The sequence below is a fragment of the Acidobacteriota bacterium genome (assembly GCA_029861955.1).
GTDB lineage: Bacteria > Acidobacteriota > Polarisedimenticolia > Polarisedimenticolales > Polarisedimenticolaceae > JAOTYK01.
On sequence record JAOTYK010000047.1, the window covers coordinates 1 to 21513 of the forward strand.

Here is a 21513-nt window from a genome sequence, read left to right on the forward strand (position 1 = left end):
GTGATGTAACCGCTGTGGATACGTTGGAGCCGTGAGGACCCCGTTGGGAGTAGCAGCATGTCGCCACGCCCGAGGAGGTTCTCTGCACCCTGCTGGTCGATGATCGTGCGAGAGTCCACTCGTTGAGAGACCCGGAAGGCGATCCGTGACGGGAAATTCGCCTTGATCGTTCCGGTGATGACATCGACCGACGGACGCTGAGTGGCAATGATGAGATGGATTCCGACCGCCCGGGCCATCTGTGCCAGACGCATGACGGACTCCTCGACATCCGAGGCAGCGACCATCATCAGATCCGCCATCTCGTCGATCACGACGACGAGATACGGCAGGTGTTTCAGAGGGACCGGCTCGCCGGTCTTCGGATCGTCCATCGTGCGATCCGGTTCCTTCTCGAGCAACGCATTGAATTGGGCGATGTTTCGAAGGCCGACGGCTGCCAGGCGACGATAGCGGTTCTCCATCTCGCGAACCGCCCACTTGAGGGCCGTCGACGCGTGCTTGGGGTCGGTCACCACCGGGACCAGGAGATGCGGGATCGCCTCGTAGACACCGAGCTCGATCATCTTCGTATCGATCATGATGAAACGCAGGTCTTTCGGCGTCGATTTGAACAGCATGCTGATGATCATGCCGTTCAGACCCACCGACTTGCCCGCACCGGTGGCGCCGGCGATGAGAAGATGCGGCATCCGATCGAGTTCCGCGCAGAACGGCTCGCCGTGGATATCTTTGCCCAGGGCCAGGGTCAAGCGTGAAGGAGAGTTTCGAAAGCGATCGGCGTCGATCAATTCGCGGGGAAAGATCGTCTCCTGGTTGGAGTTCGGAACCTCGATCCCGATCGTGGCACGTCCCGCGAGACGATCGATGCGGACCGATTCGGCGCGAAGGGCCAGACTGAGATCGTCGGTCATCCCGGTAATCTTCGAGTACTTGACGCCGGCCTCGGGCTTGAACTCGAAGGTGGTTACGACCGGCCCGGGGTGGATCGCGACGACCTGACCGTCGATGGCGAACTCCGAGAACTTGGCGGTGATCTGCTCGGCGCGTTCCAGAAGCTCCCGCTCGCCCTCCCGCGATTGTTCCTTCGGCTCGTTGAGGAGTTCGATCGGGGGGAGAGAGTAGCCGCGGGTCGGCTTGTCGATCGGAAGCGCGCGCTGGACGGGTTGGGGGGCGTCCGCGGGCTTGCGAACCGGCTTGGGCTTGATGGTCGACGCCGACACCGTCGTCGACTTCGGCGTGATCGTGGGTCGCTCGGCCGACGCCGGGGCCCGCGGAGACGCAGGCGTGGCTCGGGCGACCGGCTCGGTCGCTCGTGGGGCCGGTGTGCCGGCGGCTCGACCGCTACGCCAGGAACCCGCGATCCCGGTGATCCCCGCGACGAGGGAGCGACGCCAGACCGGTAGGCGAGCGGAGAGGTAGCTGGTAATGACGGCCGCCGAACGCACGAGCGAGATCCTCGTCGTCAGCGCGAAGGCGACGAGGAGCGCGGTGCCCGTAAGCAAAAGCGCGCCGGGGCGATTGAGGATCGATTGCAGGATCAGTGATACGCGCTGCCCGAGATAGCCGCCGGCCGTCCCGAACTGTCCACCGCGGTAGGCGAAGCCGCCGAATAGCAGGTCCGTGAAGACCGCCAACAGGGCCAGAAGAATGAGGTAGCCGGTCAGAGGCTTCGGCGACGAACGACGCTGGGAGTCGCTCGTAACGATGACCCGCCAGCCGATCCACGCCAGTGGGATCGGGAGGACGAATGAAACGACACCGAAGAGTTGGAGAGCCAGCTCACCGACGGTGGCCCCGAATCGACCTAGCCAGTTGGCTGTATGACCCTGTAGTGAAGGGCCATCATCAAAGAACCACGCACCATCGCCATCGCGATAAGAGATGACCGACATCAGGACGATGACGGCCAGCAGCAGCAGCAGAATGCCGCCAATCTCTCGTGTGCGGGCGCGTCGCACCGCTCTGGTGGATTTCTTCGGCATCAGATCTTCTCACTTTAACAGGAGAGGGACGATCAGTGGGCGTCTTCGGGTCCGTCGTCTCAAAAAACGCCGTAGATCGCCGTGCACGTGTTCGGCCATGCGATCCGGGTCGAGCCAGGCCTCGGGGGGCGCCGTGACCACCGATTCGATGACCGTGTCCTGCGCGCCGCGGTAGAGTGTGTCTCCAGGTTGGAAGGGCGGCGCGAACCCGCGGGCGGATAGAACCGGGTCGCCCTCGATGCGACGCCGCAGCGTGTCCTGGGTCCACGCGACGGCGACCACGCCGTCGGCACCGACCTGTCTCCGTTCTCGGATCGCATCGTAGGAGACGATCTCTCCGAGGGAGTCGACCCACTGATCCCCGACCGGCACATCCTCGTGTAACGTCCACGCGTCCCAGTCAAGGACCAGCCGCTCGCCGCAGCTCATCAGGGGGACTCGGTCCGGATCCTGTCCGAACGAGACCGCAAGATCACGGTTGGCTCGAAGTTGACGCTGTTCTCCGTGGACCGGGACCACGAACGCCGGACGGGTCGCCTCGAGCATCCGATGGATGTCGTCGGCGGCGGGATGCCCCGACACATGGACGGCTGCGTCGTCGGCGGTCACGATGTCGACTCCGATGCGCGTCAACTCGTTGAACACCCGCTCGATGCGCTTCTCGTTGCCGGGTATCTTGCGCGCCGAGTGAACCAGAAGGTCTCCCGACTCGATATAGAAGTCTCGATGACGGTCAAATGCGATACGACTGAGCGCAGAGGTCGGTTCGCCCTGAGAGCCGGTCACGACGACGAGGAGTTTCCGGCACGGGATGCCCATCGCTTTGCGTGGTGCGATGCGCAAGCCATCGGGAATGCGGATGAGTCCCAGTCTCTCCGCAATGTCGACATGACGAATCAGCGATGCGCCGACGACCGCGACACGCCGCCCGCACTCTCGAGCGACATCGACAAGTCCCTGAATGCGATGGATGTTGCTTGAGAACAGAGTGACGAATACGCGCCCGTCCGCCGACCCGACAACCGATCGCAGCCCCTCGAGGGCGACATGCTCTCCCGGTGTCGATCCCAGGCGATCCGCGTTGGTGCTGTCGATCATTAACGCCAGGACGCCGGCGTCGCCGAACTCGCGGAACCTCTCGATCTCCGTCCGGACCCCGTCGATCGGGGCGTCATCGAACTTGAAGTCCGCCGTATGAATGATCGGACCGAGGGGCGTGTGAAGCGCGATGGCACGCGTGCAGGGGATGGAGTGGGCGACGGCGAGGCTCTGGACGCCGAACGGACCCAGGTCGACGCGATCGTCAGCCAGAGGCAGTGGCCTGAGGTCGACGTCTCGAATGTCGCCGTGCTCTTGGAGTCGGATGCGAAGGATTTCCCGGACATGGTCGGTGGCATAGATCGGGATCGTCGGGTGCTGCCTGAGGAGGTGTGGGACCCCGCCAACGTGATCTTCGTGCCCGTGAGTCAGAATCAGGCCATGGATCCGGGGGCACTGCGTCAGATATTTCAAGTCGGGGACGACCGTGTCGACGCCGGGTAGCTCGTCTCCCGGGAACATCATGCCGGCGTCGACGATGATCGCGTCGTCTCCGCAGCGGTAGACCATCGTGTTCTTGCCGAACTCCGCCACCCCCCCGAGAGGAACGATCTGGAGTTGGCGGTCTGTCGGGTTGGTTGGGCTCATGGATGGAACGCGCGATTATAGCAAGGTCAAGGCTGCGTCCAACGCTCGGCCATCGCGTAGAAGATCTCGGGAGCCAGGCTCTCCGCTCGCTCATCGCCGGACAGATCCAGCTCCTTCAGCAGCGTGTCGAGCTGCTCGACGCCCCGACCACTCGAACGAAGGTTGTTTCGCAGGGTCTTGCGTCGCTGAGCGAAGCAGGCCCGTAGACAGTCCTTGAGCCGCTGTCGCCGTGTGGGATCGTCGAACGGTGACGAGCCAAGCCGGTTCCAGGCGACGACGGTCGAGTGGACACGGGGCCGCGGTCTGAACGCGCTGGGAGGCAGCTCGATCAGCCGCCGGACTCGATAGAGACAGCCCGTCAGAATGGTCAGGGGACCGTAAGCGCTATCTCCTGGACCGGCGAGAAAGCGGTCGGCGACCTCTTGCTGGAACATGACCACCGCGCGGTCGACGGCATCGCATTGGTCGACCAGCATCATCGCGATCGGCTTCGAGATGTTGTACGGGAGATTGCCGACAACGTGACGGAGGCCGGGCGTGGGCTCCAGACGCCCGAACAGATCCGAGAATCGCTGCCGGAGGATGTCGCCTTCCTCCAGTCGTAGAGAGGCGCCGAATCGCTCGCGTAGCGTTGCCGCGAGCATCTTGTCGGCCTCGACCGCAACGATCGTCCCGGCGGCCTGGATCAGGGGCTCGGTCAAGGCGCCGCGACCCGGTCCGATCTCGACGACGCGAGGTGGGCCGGCGTCGTCATCCAACGACTCCACGATCCGCTGAATCGCGCCTGCACGGATGAGGAAGTTCTGACCCAGCGACCGTCTGGCCGGTGGCAGGTCATTCATCTGATTTCACACGAGGTCATCGCTCGCGATGATAGCCGGTCTCGTCAATCCGTGTGAGGTCGAGCACCATGACGACGCAGCCGTCCTCGAGTGTCGCGAACAGGCTGTACGGCGTCAATCGGGAGAGGGGTGGTCCGACCGGTTGGGTCAGAAGTTCCCGTCGACCCAGGACATCGTCGACGCGAATCGCAATCGGGCCGTCCTCGTCGTGGATCACCACGGCGTAGTTCTCGCTACTCGTCCGTCTGGAATCGTCGATGCCAAGCCACTCCTGGAGCCCGACCTGTCGACCCGGCTCGGAAGTGAGGCCTTCGATGTCGACGACACGGTTGACACAGTCCAGAGGAAACGCGTAGTGACTCTCGGAGCTGCGAACCACGAGGGCTTGTTGGAGTGACGACTGCTGCGGGTACTCACAGACGAATTCGGTGTAGACCCCGGGCTGCGATTCGAAGTCAACGCGCCCGCCGAGACTCTCCATGGCATGTTTGACGGCATCGAGTCCGACGCCCCTTCCGGAGAGCGTGTCGACGTCCTCGCGGCTTGAAAATGCCGGGCGGAAGACGAGATCACGGATGACGGTCTCGGGGGCGGCCTGCGCTCGTGATGCATCCAGGAGGCCGCGTTCGACGGCGAGGACTCTGAGTGCTGCGGTATCGATACCGTGTCCATCATCCCGCACCGTCAAACGCCAGTAGCGATCTCGGCGACTGAGCCGAACCACGATCGCGCCTCTGGCCGGCTTGCCGTTACCCTCGCGAGTCGTCGGTGGTTCGATTCCGTGTGCCACTGCGTTTCGCAGCAGGTGCTGGAGGGACGGCAGGAGTGTTTCTAGGTTCGATCGGTCGAGTCGTTCTTCTCCGCCCTCGATACGAAGCTCCGCCTGGCGCCCGGTATCGGAGAGTGCCTGTTGCACCGTCGCGTGCAACCGGGTCGAGATCTCGGAGAACTCGATCAGGCGCAGGCGTCGCATCGAGGCGTAGGCGCCGCGTGCCGTCCGCCGCATGCGGTCGGCCTCGAAGGGACCCTCCTGATGTTGGAGCAGATCGCGTACGGCCGAGAATGCCCGGTCGATGTCCTCCGAATGGACCCTACACCAGCCGCCGGTTCCGGATCGTTCGACCACTCCCTTCGGCTGGGTGGACTGGGGCTCGATGATCAGGGGGGCGTCCGCGAACAGAGCTCCGAGCTGACGTTCCAGTTGATGGTGAGGGCCGGGATGGAGCAGCGTGACCTGGATCCGATAGCTGACCTCGGACGGGTCTCCACTGACTCGTGGCGGGTGAATCGTGTCGATCGTCCCGACCTCCGCCAATCGTTTCAGCGCGCGGATCGCGGCACGGGGTGGGTCGCCACGCTCGAGGGAGCACTCGACACGCCAGGACCGCGGCGCCGCGTCGGCGGACGACGCTTTCGCCACGGCGGGTTCCGAGACGGGAGGGCGTTGAGGCGACTCGTCCTCTTTACGCTCCGGCGTTTGAGCGGTCGGCAGAAGAGGCCGCCGGAGCTGTGCCACGATGGTCTGCGCTTCGGGTGAAGGGCTGGGCTGTCCGGACTCGGCCTGGTCGATCATCACGGCGAGGAGCGCCAGAGCCGTGCGACAGGCCCCCTCCTGAACCTCGTCGAGGCTCAGCGCCTCGTCCCGCATGATCTCGAATCGATCCTCAAGTGCATGGGCCAGCTCGACCATCGGCTCGTAGCCCATCGTGGCGGCCATCCCCTTGAGGGAGTGGGAGCTGCGCAGAAGAGCGCCGATGGCGAGAGCCGGCTTCTCGGCCGTCATGAGCGTGGCGAACTGTTCGTAGGCGGTGTCGAGGTGGGTCCGGGACTCCTCCAGGAACAGCTCCTTGAGCCTGCCGGGGTCCATCAATAGCTCCGTGCCTGCGGCTCGAGGAGTTCAACCAATGGCTGGATCTCGATGCGGTGAGTCCTTCGCCCGCCGTATCGAAACGTCGTCAGCCAAGTCTCTCCGGGTGCCACGAGCGGCATGTTCTGACTCCGAAGACTCGCCGGTACGCGGAGCGCAAGGTAGGGGAACGGACGTACCAGTCGGACCGCCCAGCTCTCGCCGCTCCAGCTATCGCGAAGGAGTAGGCCCGGAAGATCGATGACGGTATAGATTCGTCCGCCCCGGTTCCAGAGGCCGAAGACGCCGGGGGGAGTTCCGGGCACACGCTCGACGCGTTCGAGGGCCCCAACACCGCAGACCCGATCCAGGCTGATGGCGTAGCGCTCGACGCCGAGATCGAAGCAAAGCGCGGGCTGTAGCCGGGGCGCGCTGGCCGTCGTCGCGTGGGTGTTCACCGTGGACCGATCTTGAAGACGGAGACCAGATCGCGAAGGGTCTGGGATGTATCGGCGAGGCCACGCACGGAGTCGTACATCGTCTGCACCGATTGGGTTTGACCCTGGGTGGCGACCGAGGTCTCCTCGCTGCCACGGTAGTTTCGGTCGGCGATCTCCGAGATGCTCTGCAGTGCCCCGACAACCTGACCGGCCGAGGTGCGTTGCTTCTCGCTGGCGTCGTTGATTCGCGAAGCCTGGGTCTCGGTCCCCTCGACGGACTCAAGGATCTCGCCGAACGACGCGAGGGAATCGTCGAGGCGGGTGACGACCATCTCCGAGGACTGGGCGGTGTCGCGAATCTGGTCGCCCAGCGTTCGGGCCCGGTCGGTTATCTCGTGACTGATTTTCGAGATCTGCTTGGCGAAGTGTCGCACGCTGTCGGAGAGCTGGCTGACCTCGTCGGCGACGACGGCGAAGCCGCGCCCCCCTTCACCGGCACGAGCGGCTTCGATGGCCGCGTTGATGGCGAGCAACTGTGTCTGGTGTGAGATGGATGTGACCGAGCCGATGAGGCTGCCGATCTCGCTCGCCTGTCCGCGAAGACTCTCCATCGCCTCGACAGCCGCGAGGTTGCGCGTCTTCCAGTCTTCGATTCCCTTGGCCGCGACCTGCGCGTCGGTCCGCCCGCGACTGGCGCGGCGATTGGCCTCGCGTGCCATGCGATGAACCTGTTCCGCGTGTTCGGCCATCTCGCCGGCGACATCGGCCCACGACCGGGTCGCCTCGGAGGTCTTCGTGACCTGCGTCGCTTGCTCCTCGGCGCCGTGGGCGATCATGGCGGTGGAATGAGCGATGTCGTTCGTGGCGCGAGTCACGGACTCCGACGAGTGGAGGAGTCGGACCGTGGAGTCGTTGATCTGACTCGAGGTGTCCTGAACCTCCACGACGATCTTCCGAAGACTGTCGGACATCACCTGCAGCGTATGTCCGAGTTCAGCGATTTCGTCGTCGCCGTCCACCGGTACCGTCTGCGTCAGGTCCCCATCGCGGACGAGCGCCGCGATACGTGCGAGATGACTCAGTCGTCGATTGATCTTTCGGGAGAGGAGCCATGCGACCCCGAGGCCGATGACCAGGTAGAGGCTCGCGGTCAGCATCGTGGATGCGATGGCCGGGAACTGAAGTCGGGGAACCGACAGGCCTACCAGTAGGTAGAGGAACGCGACCAGGATGAATCCGGCGCCGAGTTTTGATTGCATCGTCGTCCCCGTGATCCCGCCCCGACTCCTCGGGACCGTCCCCTCCGGAATATCGGTTTTCGATCGCCGATCGTCCACCCGGGCCGGATTCTCCCCGTTTGACAGGCCCCGGGACCGCTCGTAGAATCCGTAACTTCTTATTCCCCAATAGCTAAGGCGCTCCGCGCAAGAAGAATTCGAGGGCTCGAATGCAGAACGGAGACGTACAATCGGTTCAGGAGTGGGTTCAGCGAGAATCCGGAGGCGTCGAGCGGCTCCTCACGGAGGTTCGCAAGGTCATCGTCGGCCAACGGTATCTGCTGGACAGGATGCTGATCGGCCTGCTCTCGGATGGGCATCTACTTCTTGAAGGAGTGCCCGGTCTGGCCAAGACCCTGGCGGTGCGGACCATGGCCGCCGCGGTACACGGCAGCTTCCAACGGGTGCAGTTCACACCCGACCTCCTTCCCGCCGATCTCACCGGCACATTGATCTTCAATCAGAAGGATGGCGAGTTCGTCCCCAGAAAGGGACCGCTATTCGCGAACTTCGTCCTGGCCGATGAGATCAATCGGGCACCGGCGAAGGTGCAGTCGGCACTCCTCGAGGCGATGCAGGAACGACAGGTGACGATCGGCGAAACGACCTACCCGCTACCGAAGCCGTTCCTCGTCCTCGCAACCCAGAATCCGATCGAGCAGGAGGGTACGTACCCACTCCCCGAGGCGCAGGTCGATCGATTCATGATGAAGGTGAAGCTGGACTACCCCTCGATGGCCGATGAACGGGAGATCCTCGATCGCATGGGTGACGGCAAGACTCCGTCCATCGAGCCGATCCTCGACTTGGAGGCCCTGTCCCGCGCGAAGGAGGCGGTCCAGGCGATCTATGTCGACGATCGAGTGCGAGACTACATCGTCCGGATCGTCCACGCGACGCGGGAACCCTCCGCCTACGAACTCGATCTGGAAGGGCTGCTCCAGTACGGCGCGTCGCCTCGTGCCACGCTCGGCCTGATGGCCGCCTCGAGGTCACACGCGTTCATCCGCGGACGTGGTTTCGTGACGCCGGAAGATGTGAAGGCGATCGGTGGCGACGTGTTGCGGCATCGACTGATCCTCTCCTACGAGGCAGAGGCCGAGGCGATCTCCTCGGACGATATCGTGCGAAGGGTGTTCGATGCCGTAGAGGTTCCATGAATCCACGGGAGGTCATGCGCCGCGTAAGGCGGCTCGAGATCCGAACACGCCGGTTGATTCAGGACAGTCTGGCCGGCTCCTACCACTCCGTGTTTCGTGGGAGGGGGATGGAGTTCTCGGAAGTCCGAGAGTACATGGCCGGAGACGACGTTCGAACGATCGACTGGAATGTCTCGGCGCGCTCCGCGCATCCGTACGTGAAGAAGTTCACGGAGGAGCGTGAGCTGACGGTCTTGCTGGTTGTGGACGCCAGCGGGTCCGAGCGATTCGGAACCGCGACGGAAACCAAGGCTCAGCGTTCGGCGGAGATCGCGGCGCTTCTGGCGTTCTCTGCGATTCGCAACAACGATCGGGTCGGGCTGATCCTGTTCACCGATCGCGTCGAGACCTTTCTGGCTCCACGCAAGGGTCGCGAGCACGGGTTGCGTGTTCTCCGCGAGGTGCTGACGGCGGAACCCGAAGGGCGTCGCACCTCGATCCGTACCGCACTCGAGTATCTGCAGCGGGTCGTCGCGAAGCGTGCGGTGATCTTCCTGATTTCGGATTTTCAGGACCAGGGCTACGAGAAGACGCTTCGTGTGCTGGCCCGCAAGCATGACATGGTCGGAATCGCGGTCTCGGACCCAAGGGAACAACAACTCCCGCCGGTGGGGCTTGTCTCGGTGCGAGACCCCGAGACAGGCGATACCGGTCTAATCGATACCTCCAGCGCGTCGGTTCGATCGGCCTACAGTCGCGCCGAGAGCGTGAGACGCGATTTGCTTGTCGATTCGTTTCGCCGAATCGGCATGGACCTGCTCAACCTGTCCACCGACGAGGACTACGAGAAACCGCTGGCGCGTTTCTTCCGCGAGCGCGCGCGTCGAGCGATGCGGTCGGGAGGCTGATTCGTGGGCTGGATGCGCGTCGTCATCGCATGGTTCGTCGTCGTCTTGACGGCGACGTCGCTCGTGGGTGCCGAGACGGGTGTTTCGATCGCCGTGGAGCCGGAGTCGATTGCCGTCGGCGATCCGCTCTCCGTCACCGTGACGATTACCTTGCCGTCGGGGACGACCTTCGATCCGCCGCCGTCGTCGAACGCTCTCGGTCCCTTCGAGGTCGTGGAATCCAGTTGGACGCCATCGTCGGCGACCGCCGAGGATCAGGTCGTCTGGGTGTGGAATGCGACGATCCGGGTCTTCCGAACCGGTGAGCACGTGATTCCCGAGCTGACCTTCTCCTATGGGGATGGCGGCGAGGGGTTTCTTCAGGTAGCCGAGACGTTGGTCCAGGTGACCAGTGTCGTGGATGGGGAAGAATGGGACACCGGTGAGCCGGAGAAGGCGGACCTGAAGGCGCCGGCATCGATCTCGCCGGACTACACCGCGCTCTGGATTGCAGGGGGCATCCTGTTTCTCCTGCTCCTCGTCGCGTTGGTCATCTGGTACGTCCAGCGACGCTACGGGCAGAAGCTTGTCGCCGTCGAGATGCCGACCGATCCGTTCCAGAGGATGGCTCCTCACGAGTGGGTCTATCAGGAACTCCAGCGCCTCCTGGATCAGCGTCTTCCCGAGAACGGTCGGATCGATCTGTTCTACGCGGAGCTCTCACGGATCGTGAAGTGGTACGTGAGTGGCAGGTACCGTGTGGATCTGATGGAGCGGACCACCGCGGAGGTTCGCCCGGGTCTTGCGGACGTCGGTGCTCCGGACGCGGCCGTGTCGGATCTGGTGGAGATTCTCCAGGAGGCCGATCGAGTCAAATTCGCCCGCTCGCGTCCCGACAGCGATGCGTGCAAGCAAAGCATCGAGGCTGTCTATCGTCTGGTGGACCAGACGCGGCCGCAAGCGGTCCGACAGGAGGAGGCGTCGTGACGATGCGGCTGGCGACTCCGTGGGCACTGGCCGCTCTGGTTCTGCTGTTGCCCGTCGTGTACCGGTTGATCCGGCGTCCCGGGCGGGGAGTGAGCCGACTTTCGCTTCCCCTGGCGGGCGAGCGCCTTCGGGCGCTACGCAACCCATGGATCGTCATCAACGGCTGGTTGCCGTGGATGCGACTCCTTGCGGCGGGACTGATGATCCTGGCGATCGCCCGCCCGCAGGCGGAGTCGAGGTTGGAGACGATCCGAACGCTGGGTGTGGATATCGTCATCGCACTCGATGTGTCGAACTCGATGCGTGGTGAGGACTTTCAGCCCGATCACCGACTCGGCGTGGCGAAGCAGATGATTGAGCAGTTTGTCGCCGGCCGAACGACGGATCGGATCGGCCTGGTGGCGTTCTCGAGAGTGGCCAGCACCCGTTGCCCGCTGACGCTGGATCACACGATGCTGGCGGAGTTCCTCGGTCAGGTGGACTTTGCGACCCGCGAACTCGATGGAACGGCCATCGGAATCGGCCTGGCGACGGCGGTGCACCGGTTGCGAGACTCCGAGGCAAAGAGTCGCCTCGTGGTGTTGTTGACCGATGGCGAAAACAACACCGGACAGATCGCCCCACGGGATGCTGCGGATGCGGCCAAGGCGTTGGGTATCCGGGTGTACACGATCGGTGTGGGTAGTAACGACTGGGTGACCTACGTCAATCCGGACAACTTCGGTGGACGCCGTCAGCGGCAACGGTTCCCGCTGGACGAGGAGACGCTGAAGGAGATCGCCGAACGGACGGACGGCGAGTATTTCAACGCGAAGGATCCCGACGGTCTGAAACACGTCTTCGAGACCATCGATCAACTGGAGAAGACCGAGATCGAGAGTCGCGAGCGAATTCTCTATGCCGAACTCTTTCACTGGTTCCTGCTGCCGGCGTTGATCACTCTGTTTCTCGAGCGGTTGCTCTCGAGCACCCGACTGCGGAAGATTCCATGATTCGGTTCGGATCACCGGAGGAACTGGGGTGGCTCCTGATGGTGCCCGTCCTGCTTCTGCTTGGCGTGTGGGTCCGTCGTCGTCGGCTCGGCGCCCTTCGGCGTTTCGCGGGCGGTGACGTGTGGCTCGAACGGTTCCGCTCAGAAGTGAGTCATCATCGGCGCACCGTCCAGACCATCCTCTGGGTTGTCGTTCTCGTTGCGACGATCCTCGCGGCTGCCCGGCCGCAGTGGGGTACCCGAGTCGAGTCGGTCGAACGGCGGGGTTCGGATGTATTCATGGTGCTGGATACTTCGCTGAGTATGGCGGCGGAGGATCTGCCTCCGAGTCGTCTGTCGCAGGCGAAGCGTAAGATCGAGCGTCTACTGACGTCACTGCCCGGTGAGCGGGTGGGGCTGGTTACGTTCGCCGGCGAAGCGACGATCGCATGTCCGCTGACGCTGGACCACGGGGCGGTTCGACTGTTTCTCGAACCGATCGATGCGGAGGCCGTAACCATCCCGGGGACCGCGATGGCCGAGGCCATGTCGCTGGCGCTGGCCTCATTCGGGGACGATGAAGATGAATTCTCGAGGTCGCGAGCGGTCGTCCTTCTCACGGATGGCGAGGATCACGAGGGCGAGTTGGAGGCGGTGTTAGACAAATACAGCGAGCGAGGCGTAAGAATCTATGCGATCGGAACCGGGACGTCCCGGGGGGCGCCGATTCCGCTTCGCGACGCAAAAGGCAATGGTATCGGTTACAAGACGGATCGCGACGATCGGATCGTGACCACGCGGCTCGTGGAGGAGACCCTCGAGAGCATCGCGTTCGATACCGGTGGATCGTATCAACGGGCAACCGTCAGCGGAGTCGAGATCGGCGAGATCATCAGCGAACTGGCCAACCTGGACGACGGAGAGTTCGGCGCCGTCCTGCGGGCCAGGTATGAAGAGAGGTTCCAGTATCCTCTGGCCGTGGCGATCGCCGCGTTGATCGGTGTTCTGTTGGTACCCGAGCGTCGCGTGACGGGTGTCCGTGACGGAGGGGGGATTCGATGAGTAGCGCGTCTGTCCTCTCGGTTGTTCTGTTGATGGCCTCCGTGCTGGGAGTCGGCGGTTCGGCACACCGCAAGACCGAAGCCGGCAATGAGGCCTATAACTCGGGAGATCTGGAATCCGCACTGCGTTCGTACACCGATGCGCAGACCGATAGCCCCGAAGCGCCGGAGCTGTTCTACGACATCGGAAATGTGCTCTATCGGCAGGGGGACTTTGAAGGCGCGGCGGAGTCCTATCGGCGCTCGCTGCTTTCGTCTCCCAGCACGGAGCTCGAGGCAGCTGCGTCGTTCAATCTCGGCAACGCGCGCTTCGAGCAACAGGAGTGGCCGGGGGCGATCGAGGCCTACGAGAGGGCTCTCCGAGCGGCACCCGGGGACGCTCCCACCCAACGCAATCTGGAGCTGGCCGTGCGCGCCATGCAGGCACAGGAGCAGCAATCCGACCAGCAACCTTCCGACGATCCCTCGGATTCCGAGGATGGTGAACAGGAGCCTCAGCAGGGGCAGGGGGATTCGCAGGAGGGTGAAGACGAGTCCCGGTCGGACGAAGAGCAGGACGGCGAGCAGCAAGATCCGTCATCGTCCGAAGACCAGACGTCCGAGGATGAGTCTCAGGACTCGCAGGAGTCCGGCGAGCCGTCCGACTCCGGGGACGAACAGGGACAGGGCGGGCAGTCCGAGCAGGGTGAGTCGGAATCCGGCGAGGGAGAGGCCGGGAAAGGGCAATCCGCTGCCGGCGAGATGTCCGAGAAGGAGGCCGAACGTCTCCTGGACGGTGTCGCCGCGCTCGAGCAGGAGAACCTCAAGGAGCACCGCAAGAGCAAGGTCCGAAGTAAGGGGAAGAATCGGGAGAAGGACTGGTGATCCGATTCGCGCTCGTGATCCTCGCGATCTGTGCGCTGGTGAGCGCACCCGTCGCGGCGGAGACATTCCAGGTCCGAACGGCGATCCAGCCGGATCGCGGGATCGAGGACTCCCAGCCGGTCCAGTTGATCGTGCAGATCGTCGGGACCGTCGCGCCGGAGGTGGAGGTGGGTGTCCTTCCGCCGATGAAGAACCTGCGGGTGATCGGAGGTCCGTCATCGCAGACGAACCATTCGTGGGTTAACGGGAAGACCTCGAGCGACCACCGGTTGATCTGGTCGCTTCTACCCGAGGGACCGGGAAAGGCGGAGATCCCGGCGTTCAAGATTCGGATCAGTGGTGAGGAATACGACGTCGGCAACATTCAGTTCGAAGTGGCCGCGAGCAAGTTGCGCAATCCGCCGCCACCTACCGGGACCGCAGCATCCGCAACTCCGGACGAGCCCGACATCTTCATCGAGGCCCGCCTCGGAAAGAACGACGTCTGGGTCGGTGAGGCCGTCTCGCTTGAGCTGTCGCTCTATGCAGCACAGCAGGGCGTGTCCAACCTCAACTACGTCGAGCAGCCGGAGTTCGAGGGCCAGGGGATGTGGGTCGAGAGCGACAAGGTTGACCCTGATCGTGAGCGTCAAACACGGGTTCTCGGTAGCCGTCGATACCTCGTCTACCCGCTACAGCGCCGGGTGATCGTCCCGTCCCAGGCCGGGGAGTTCGACCTGGGCAAGTACATCATCCAGCTCTCCGTCCCGGTCGGCCGACGAGATTTCTTTGGATTCTCGACACGATCGCGACGGGTCATCCGTGAGAGTGATCCGTTGAAATTGCGTGTTCGCACCCTCCCTGGCGGAGCCCCCGACGGTTTCGACGGTCTCGTCGGCTCATTCTCGTCGCGCTCCAGCCTGGACCGCGCCGAGGCCGCCGTCGACGATGCCGTCTCGCTTCTACTCACCCTCAGCGGTGCGGGGTCGTTGCAGACCGTGCAGACGCCTGAGTTGCGACTGTCGCCCGACCTGCAGGCATTCGACCCGCGGGTGGTCGAACGTCGATTCGAAATCGGCAATCCAAGTAAGTCCCAGCGTACGTGGGAATGGGTCCTGGTGCCCTTGACTCCGGGGACTCTCGAGGTACCGGCGATCGAGTTTCCCTACTTCGATCCAGACGCCGGCGAGTACCGGGTCGCTCGTTCGACACCGATCCCGCTGACCGTCGATCGGGGTACGGGCACACGGGACGACGGCACGACGCGGACTCAACTGCGTCCTCGTCGTAAAGACCTGCACTATTTGAAGCGACTGGAGGGTGGACTGCGATACGCGGACACTCAGGGTCGTGGGCGTGCATATGTCGTTGCGGCGGCGACCCCGATGGTGCTGGCGCCACTCCTCGTCTGGTTCGGCAGACGGCAGGAGCGACTTCGTCAAGATCGCGGTCTACTGCGATCTCGACGCGCGTTCAGTCGTGCCCGCAAGGCGCTCGCCTCTCTCCGCAAAGGCGGCTCCCAGCTGGACGGTGCCACGTACCACGAGCAGATGGCCCGGGCCCTGGTGGATTACGTCGCCGACCGATTCGACCGATCCGCATCCGGAATGACCTACGAGCTCGCGGAGGAGTTACTGGCGTCTCGCGACATCGACCCCGAGTTGCGTCGGGAGTTCCGAAGTGTCCTGGAGCAGTGTGACTACGCGCGATTCGTCCCGGCGTCCTCACGGGCCGAGCGTCGAGAGGAACTGCTGGAGCAGGCGCTTCGTGTGGTCAACGATGTGGAGCGCGGATGGAACTGAGGGTCCTGGCGCGATGGGTCGTCTTGCTCGGCGTGTTCGTCGTCGCGCCGTGCACGCACGTTCGTGCCGAGACCGCCGAGGAGGTCTTCTCTCGAGCCAACGAGGCCTACGCCGATGGGCGCTATGACGACGCCGTCTCCGCGTACGAGAGTCTGTTGCTCTACCGGGTTCGCGACCCGGTCGTGGAATACAACCTCGCCGGCGCGCTGTTCCGGCAGGATCGTCGAGGCGAGGCGATCCTGCACTACGAGCGTGCCGTGCTCCTGGCTCCCAACGACAGGGAGATTCGCGAGAATCTGGAGTACGCAAAGTCCTTCTGTCTCGATCGGATTGATCCCGAGCCCGTACCGGCGAGCCTGGCGTACGCCATTCGCCTCCAGAACGGGATCGGGACCACCCTCCACGGGTGGCTGGCACTCGGTCTCTGGTGGCTGTTGCTGTTGGTCATCGTCGTCGGCCTGGCCCGACGTGACGGCTTCAAGGCGCGCATCGGTTGGATCCTGGCCATCCTCGTGCTGTTGCTGGCCCTCACCGGGGCCTCCTGGTACGTGACCTGGAAGCGGCTGGTCGGAACGGAGCGCGCGGTGGTTCAGGTTACGGCGGTTGAGGTGCTCGGAGGGCCGGGGAGAAATAATGCGACGTTGTTTACGGTGCACGAGGGGCTGACCGTCGAGCTTCGTGATGAGCGCAACGATTGGTCGCAGGTCTCACTCTCCAATGGACTCAGCGGGTGGCTGCCCAGCGCGACCATCGAGTCCGTCCGGTGATCGATCTCCGTAGCGATACGGTGACCCGCCCGACAGCGGAGATGCGTCGTGCGATGGCGACGGCCGAGGTCGGTGACGACGTCTACGGAGAGGACCCGACCGTGAGGGCCCTCGAGGAACGTGCCGCAGGAATCGTGGGGCTTGAAGCGGCCCTCTTCGTCCCCAGTGGCTCGATGGGCAACCAGATTGCGATCAACCTTGCGACGAGTCCGGGCGACGAGGTCCTCGCCGAGGAGGGCAGTCATGTCGTCCTGTACGAACTCGGGGCCATGGCGGCCATCTCCGGGGCACAGGTCAAGACGCTCGTCGGCGTCGGCGGTCTGCCGTCTCAGGAGGACGTACGACCCATTCTCTCTGCACCCCCCGAGTACGACATCTCCAGGGTGCGTCTGTTCGTTCTGGAGAATTCGCACGCGCACGCCGGTGGACGCGTGCTGCCCCTGGCTGCCGTGTCGGAGTTGCAGACGATGGCCCAGGGGCGCGAAGTCGCGCTGCACCTGGACGGCGCGCGGGTCTTCAACGCGGCGCATGCTCTCGGTCGAGATGTTTCCGATCTGGTTTCCGGGTTCGATAGCGTGATGTTCTGTCTCTCGAAGGGGCTGGGCGCACCGGTCGGCTCGATGCTCTGTGGCTCGGCGTCGTTCATCGAGGAGGCGCGGGTTATCCGCAAACGGCTGGGTGGGGGCATGCGGCAGGTCGGGATCCTCGCGGCCGCGGGTCTCTGGGCCCTGGATCATCATCGCGAGCGGCTGGTCGACGATCATCGCCGCGCGCAACGCATCGCCGTGTGTCTGTCGGAGCTGCCCGGAATGGGTCTGTCCGGTGAGGTCGAGACGAATATGGTGATCGCCGAACTCGACGACCCGTCGCTGGATCGAGCGTTCCTTCAGGGTCTCCACGATCGTGGCCTGCTGGCCGGAAGCATGGGACCGGGACGGGTTCGATTCGTGACCCATCTGGATGTGGACGATTCCGACCTCGACGCCGCATGCGACAAGATCCGCGAGGCCTGGAAGCCGCTCTAGCACCGTGTGCCATAATGCGGATATTTCCCTGAATTCTGGAGTGATGAAGTGGATTTCAGTCTGACCGAAGACCAGGAACTGCTCCGTAGCACGGTTCGCGAATTCGCCGAACGCGAGATCGCGCCCGATATCATGAAGTACGACGAGGCGCAGGAGTTCCCACGGGAGATTATTCGCAAGGCCAGTGAGTTGGGTCTGCTCGGCATCATGTTTCCGGAGTCCTACGGCGGTGCCGGCCTTGGCTACATGGAGTACGCCCTGGTGGTCGAGGAGTTGTCGCGGGTCGATGGCTCGGTGGGCATCTCCGTCGCGGCCCACAATGGCCTCTGCACCAACCACATCTACATCGCCGGCAGCGACAAACTGAAACAAACGTACCTTCCCCGACTGACGAGTGGGGAGTGGATCGGTGGTTGGAGTCTCACGGAGCCGACCGCCGGCTCCGATGCCTCCGGGACCCGTTCCACCGCAGTCCTGGACGGGGATCAGTGGTTGCTGAATGGCGCCAAGACGTTCACGACCCATGGCACGGTCGGCGATGTCGTGGTGGTGTTCGCCGTGACGGACAAGGAGAAGGGCAACAAGGGCATCTCCGCGTTCGTCGTCGAAAAGGGAACACCCGGATTCACCCCCGGCAAGAAAGAGGACAAGATGGGGCTTCGCGCCTCCGACACGTCCGAGGTCATCATGCAGGACTGTCGCATCCCGGCCGACCAGCTGATAGGGGAGCGCGGCATGGGATTCATCGACGCGATGAAGATCCTTGACGGGGGTCGGATTTCGATCGCGGCGTTGGCCCTGGGGATGGCCCGTGGGGCCTATGAGGCGGCCGCCCGCTACGCAAAACAACGGACTCAATTCGGCAAACCGATCGCCGACTTTCAGGCGATTCGGTTCATGCTTGCCGATATGGCGACCAAGATCGAGGCCGCCGCTCTGATGATCTACCGGGCTGCATGGCTCAAGGACAGCGGCATGCCGGTGACTCGCGATGCCGCCATGGCGAAGCTGTTCGCATCGGAGATAGGTGTCGAGGTCGCCGACAAGGCGTTGCAGATCTTCGGCGGATACGGCTACGTCAAGGACTTCCCCGTGGAAAAGTTCTACCGCGATATGAAGCTGTGTACGATCGGTGAGGGAACCAGCGAGATCCAGCGAATTGTGATCGCCCGGGAACTGCTGAAGAGCTTCTGAGGGTTCCATGTCCCGTAGTCTGGCGGACAGAGTTTTGGCCGGTGAGACCCGTGCGCTCGCCCGTGCGATCACCATGGTCGAGGAGAATGCACCGGCTGCGCGGGATGTCCTGCGTGCGGTCTTCTCTCGTACCGGTCGCGCGAGCGTGATTGGACTTACGGGATCGCCGGGTGCCGGGAAGTCGAGTCTCGTCGATCAGATGATCAAGGATTACCGCGCAGCCGGCAAACGCGTCGGTGTCGTGGCGGTGGATCCTTCAAGCGCCTACTCCGGCGGCGCGATCCTCGGCGATCGAGTTCGCATGCAGGAACACGCCATGGATGCCGACGTGTTCATCCGCTCGATGGCGACTCGCGGTCATCTTGGTGGGTTGTCACGAACGACCAACGACGCCATCGATCTCATGGATGCTGCCGGTTACGACCCGATCCTCGTCGAGACCGTCGGCGTGGGGCAGGACGAGGTCGAGGTGGTCAAGACCGCCGACTCGGTGGTCGTTGTCCTCGTGCCGGGTATGGGCGACGATATCCAGGCGATCAAGGCCGGGATCCTGGAGATCGCCGACATCTTCGTCATCAACAAGTCCGACCGCCCCGGTGCGGACCGTCTAGACGCCGACCTGAAGTACATGCTCTCTCTCGTTGACACGGGGCCGCGGCCCAGGCCGCCGATCCTGAAGACGGTCGCGGTGACCGGAGAGGGGATCCCCGAGCTGCAGGCGATCCTCCTGGAGCTGGGCGCGGACGTCGCGGAGCAGGGGCGTCGGACACGGAGCCTGGAGCGAGCCTCTGCGCGATTGCATGCCGTGCTGACGGATCGTTTGCTGCGTCACGTGCTTGCATTGCCCGCCGTGGCCGAGGAGTGGGATCGGTCGATCGGGCTTGTCGCCGAGCGGCAGGAGGATCCCTACTCGGTGGTGGACCGATTGATGCGTCGAATCGAACTGGAGGAATCATGATTCGCAAGATCGATCACATTGGGTTGGCCGTCGGCTCGATCGACGAGCGGCTGCCGTTCTGGTCCGAAATTCTGGGTCTCGACGTGGTCGGGCGGGAGACGGTCCTGGGAGAGCAGGTCCAGGTCGCGTTCCTTCCGGTGGGCGAATCGAATCTCGAACTGCTGGAGGCGACGGACAGTGGTTCGACGATCGCGCGGTTCATCGAGAAGCGCGGAGAGGGAATCCACCATGTCAACTTCGAGGTCGACGATCTCTCGGAGCTGATCCGGCGACTGCGGGAGAAGGGCGTTCCGCTCGTCGGTGAGGCGCCACGTATCGGGGCAGGGGGGCACAAGGTCGCCTTCGTGCATCCCCGGGCCACCGGCGGGGTTCTCGTGGAGTTGTGCGAACTCACCACGAACAAGCAAAAGGCATTGCCGAATGTCGTCGCACCGGGTGCGCCTGTGCTGCTCTATCTAAGAGATCCCCAGGAGAAGTTATGGGGAATGCTGCGTGCGATGGATCCATCCGGCGCGACCGTAGAGGGAGTTGACCTGTCTTCATTCGATGACTGGGTCGCCCAGGTCGAGAGGGACGATCTCGGTATCGGCGGGCCGTCCGTTCTATTCGTCCCGATGGCACGGATCGAGAAGATACTGCTCGATCGCCCCAGCGGCGAAATCCCGGCGTTGTATGAGAGGTTCGAGGAACGGACGGGTTTCGATGTCACCGAGTACTTCGGGGACTAGGCGGCGAAAGGAACCACGCGATCCCTACCTGCGCGTTTGGCCCGGTAGAGGGCTTCGTCGGCGTTCCTCAGTAATCCGTGGAGATCCTCAGCGGGATGATCGGGATAGGTTGCCAGGCCGATGCTGACCGTCGCGCGAAGGACGGCGCCCTGATCGCCCACGATCTTCTCGGAGACGGCGGTTCGTATACGTTCGGCAATAGTCTTGGCCGCATCGAGGTTTGTTTCCGGCAGCAAGAAGCAGAACTCGTCCCCGCCGTATCGACAGCAGATGTCCGCGGCCCGAAGCTCGTTGCGAATCGTCTCAGCGATCGCGTGAAGATAGCGATCTCCGGCCAGATGCCCGTAGCGATCGTTGATGGACTTGAACCCATCCATATCGACCATCAGGAGTGTGAAGCTGCCGCCGTAGCGTCCGACGCGTTGGAATTCCTCCTCCAGGCGATTGAAGAAATGGTCGCGGACGAAGAAACCGGTTAGCGAATCCACCGTCGCCAGTTGGTAGTGACGGGCATTCTCGATGGCGATCGCCGCTTGCTGAGCGATGGTCGTGAGCAGGTTCATCTGGTGATCGTCGAAGCAACCAACCTTCTCGCTCTGAAGGCTGATCACGCCAATGACGCGATCCTCGACGATGAGAGGTACGGTGACTGCGGACTGCATGCCGGAGCGCGTGAGCTCCTTGGGGAATCGCGATCCGGGAGACTCTCGACCGAGGTCGTCGATTCTCCGTGCCCGCTTCTCGTCGGCAACCCACAGCATCGGACCACCGAGAACGGGTTGCGAACCGATGTCGGCGGTCCGTTCGTGCCCGCGGCGGTACGCGGTCTTCAGCGAGGACTCATCCTGTCCGGCCAAAGCGATGACGACGAAGTCGACATCGAAGATCTTGCGAGTCTCTCGATCGACAATTCGAAAGACACGCTGTGGATTCAAGGACGAGACGATCTCTCGACCGATGGCGTGTAGCGTGTCGAGTTCCGAAACACGATCCGTCAGCTGCCCGTTGGCCTTGCGCCACGCCGTCTCCGTTCGGCTGAGCTGTGCAAGAACGATCTGTGCACCGTTGATCATGAC

Annotated in this window: 19 protein-coding genes; 12 read left to right on the top strand and 7 right to left on the bottom strand. The window is 63.5% G+C overall.

The features are described 5' to 3' along the window. The 6 genes from OES25_15810 to OES25_15835 all read right to left on the bottom strand — a co-directional run. Positions 1-1985 (bottom strand): DNA translocase FtsK 4TM domain-containing protein (locus OES25_15810; GenBank protein MDH3629106.1); only part of this gene is annotated, 1985 nt, incomplete at its 3' end. A gap of 9 nt (positions 1986-1994) precedes the next feature. Next, positions 1995-3671 carry a ribonuclease J gene (locus OES25_15815; GenBank protein ID MDH3629107.1) on the bottom strand — a complete coding sequence of 559 codons (1677 nt, stop codon included), beginning with the start codon at positions 3669-3671 and terminating at the stop codon, positions 1995-1997. A 26-nt stretch (positions 3672-3697) separates the two neighbouring features. Next, a complete protein-coding gene (gene rsmA / locus OES25_15820) occupies positions 3698-4513 on the bottom strand; it encodes a 16S rRNA (adenine(1518)-N(6)/adenine(1519)-N(6))-dimethyltransferase RsmA (protein MDH3629108.1) in 816 nt (271 codons plus the stop codon). Positions 4514-4529: 16 nt separating this feature from the next. Further along, complete coding sequence (locus OES25_15825; protein MDH3629109.1) at positions 4530-6380, bottom strand: ATP-binding protein; 1851 nt, start codon at positions 6378-6380, stop codon at positions 4530-4532. Next, on the bottom strand, positions 6380-6817 hold the full coding sequence (locus OES25_15830; GenBank protein MDH3629110.1) for a chemotaxis protein CheW: 438 nt from the start codon (positions 6815-6817) through the stop codon (positions 6380-6382). The genes OES25_15825 and OES25_15830 overlap by 1 nt, the downstream gene beginning before the upstream one ends. Continuing rightward, positions 6814-8058, bottom strand: a complete 1245-nt coding sequence (locus OES25_15835) for a methyl-accepting chemotaxis protein (protein ID MDH3629111.1) — start codon at positions 8056-8058, stop codon at positions 6814-6816. Before OES25_15835 ends, OES25_15830 begins: the two co-directional genes overlap by 4 nt. Before the next feature lie 188 nt (positions 8059-8246). Between OES25_15835 and OES25_15840 the strand changes: the two genes are divergently transcribed. From OES25_15840 to mce, 12 genes are read left to right on the top strand one after another with little or no spacing between them, the layout of a single operon-like run. Further along, positions 8247-9236 (top strand): MoxR family ATPase, encoded by a 990-nt coding sequence (locus OES25_15840; GenBank protein MDH3629112.1) that lies wholly within the window; start codon positions 8247-8249, stop codon positions 9234-9236. Then, positions 9233-10123: a DUF58 domain-containing protein gene (locus tag OES25_15845; protein ID MDH3629113.1), complete on the top strand. Its 891-nt coding sequence runs from the start codon at positions 9233-9235 to the stop codon at positions 10121-10123. Before OES25_15840 ends, OES25_15845 begins: the two co-directional genes overlap by 4 nt. Positions 10124-10126: 3 nt before the next feature. Beyond that, on the top strand, positions 10127-11089 hold the full coding sequence (locus OES25_15850) for a BatD family protein (GenBank protein ID MDH3629114.1): 963 nt from the start codon (positions 10127-10129) through the stop codon (positions 11087-11089). Positions 11090-11091: 2 nt separating this feature from the next. Then, complete coding sequence (locus tag OES25_15855) at positions 11092-12081, top strand: VWA domain-containing protein (protein MDH3629115.1); 990 nt, start codon at positions 11092-11094, stop codon at positions 12079-12081. After that, entirely contained in the window at positions 12078-13121 is a 1044-nt protein-coding gene (locus OES25_15860; protein ID MDH3629116.1) for a VWA domain-containing protein, read from the top strand. Before OES25_15855 ends, OES25_15860 begins: the two co-directional genes overlap by 4 nt. Continuing rightward, positions 13118-13984 carry a tetratricopeptide repeat protein gene (locus tag OES25_15865; protein ID MDH3629117.1) on the top strand — a complete coding sequence of 289 codons (867 nt, stop codon included), beginning with the start codon at positions 13118-13120 and terminating at the stop codon, positions 13982-13984. Before OES25_15860 ends, OES25_15865 begins: the two co-directional genes overlap by 4 nt. Beyond that, positions 13981-15765 carry a BatD family protein gene (locus tag OES25_15870; protein MDH3629118.1) on the top strand — a complete coding sequence of 595 codons (1785 nt, stop codon included), beginning with the start codon at positions 13981-13983 and terminating at the stop codon, positions 15763-15765. The genes OES25_15865 and OES25_15870 overlap by 4 nt, the downstream gene beginning before the upstream one ends. Further along, positions 15756-16532 (top strand): tetratricopeptide repeat protein, encoded by a 777-nt coding sequence (locus OES25_15875; protein ID MDH3629119.1) that lies wholly within the window; start codon positions 15756-15758, stop codon positions 16530-16532. The genes OES25_15870 and OES25_15875 overlap by 10 nt, the downstream gene beginning before the upstream one ends. After that, positions 16496-17557, top strand: a complete 1062-nt coding sequence (locus OES25_15880; protein MDH3629120.1) for a beta-eliminating lyase-related protein — start codon at positions 16496-16498, stop codon at positions 17555-17557. Before OES25_15875 ends, OES25_15880 begins: the two co-directional genes overlap by 37 nt. 48 nt (positions 17558-17605) lie before the next feature. After that, positions 17606-18751, top strand: coding sequence for an acyl-CoA dehydrogenase family protein (locus OES25_15885; GenBank protein MDH3629121.1), 1146 nt, complete (start codon positions 17606-17608; stop codon positions 18749-18751). Positions 18752-18758: 7 nt separating this feature from the next. Further along, positions 18759-19709 carry a methylmalonyl Co-A mutase-associated GTPase MeaB gene (gene meaB / locus OES25_15890; protein MDH3629122.1) on the top strand — a complete coding sequence of 317 codons (951 nt, stop codon included), beginning with the start codon at positions 18759-18761 and terminating at the stop codon, positions 19707-19709. Beyond that, the gene (gene mce / locus OES25_15895; GenBank protein MDH3629123.1) at positions 19703-20437 is read left to right on the top strand and encodes a methylmalonyl-CoA epimerase; all 735 of its coding nucleotides are present in this window, start codon (positions 19703-19705) and stop codon (positions 20435-20437) included. Before meaB ends, mce begins: the two co-directional genes overlap by 7 nt. On the opposite strand, the gene OES25_15900 is transcribed toward mce, so the two are convergent. Further along, the coding region (locus OES25_15900; protein ID MDH3629124.1) for a sensor domain-containing diguanylate cyclase at positions 20434-21513 on the bottom strand (1080 nt) is incomplete at its 5' end. The genes mce and OES25_15900 overlap by 4 nt on opposite strands.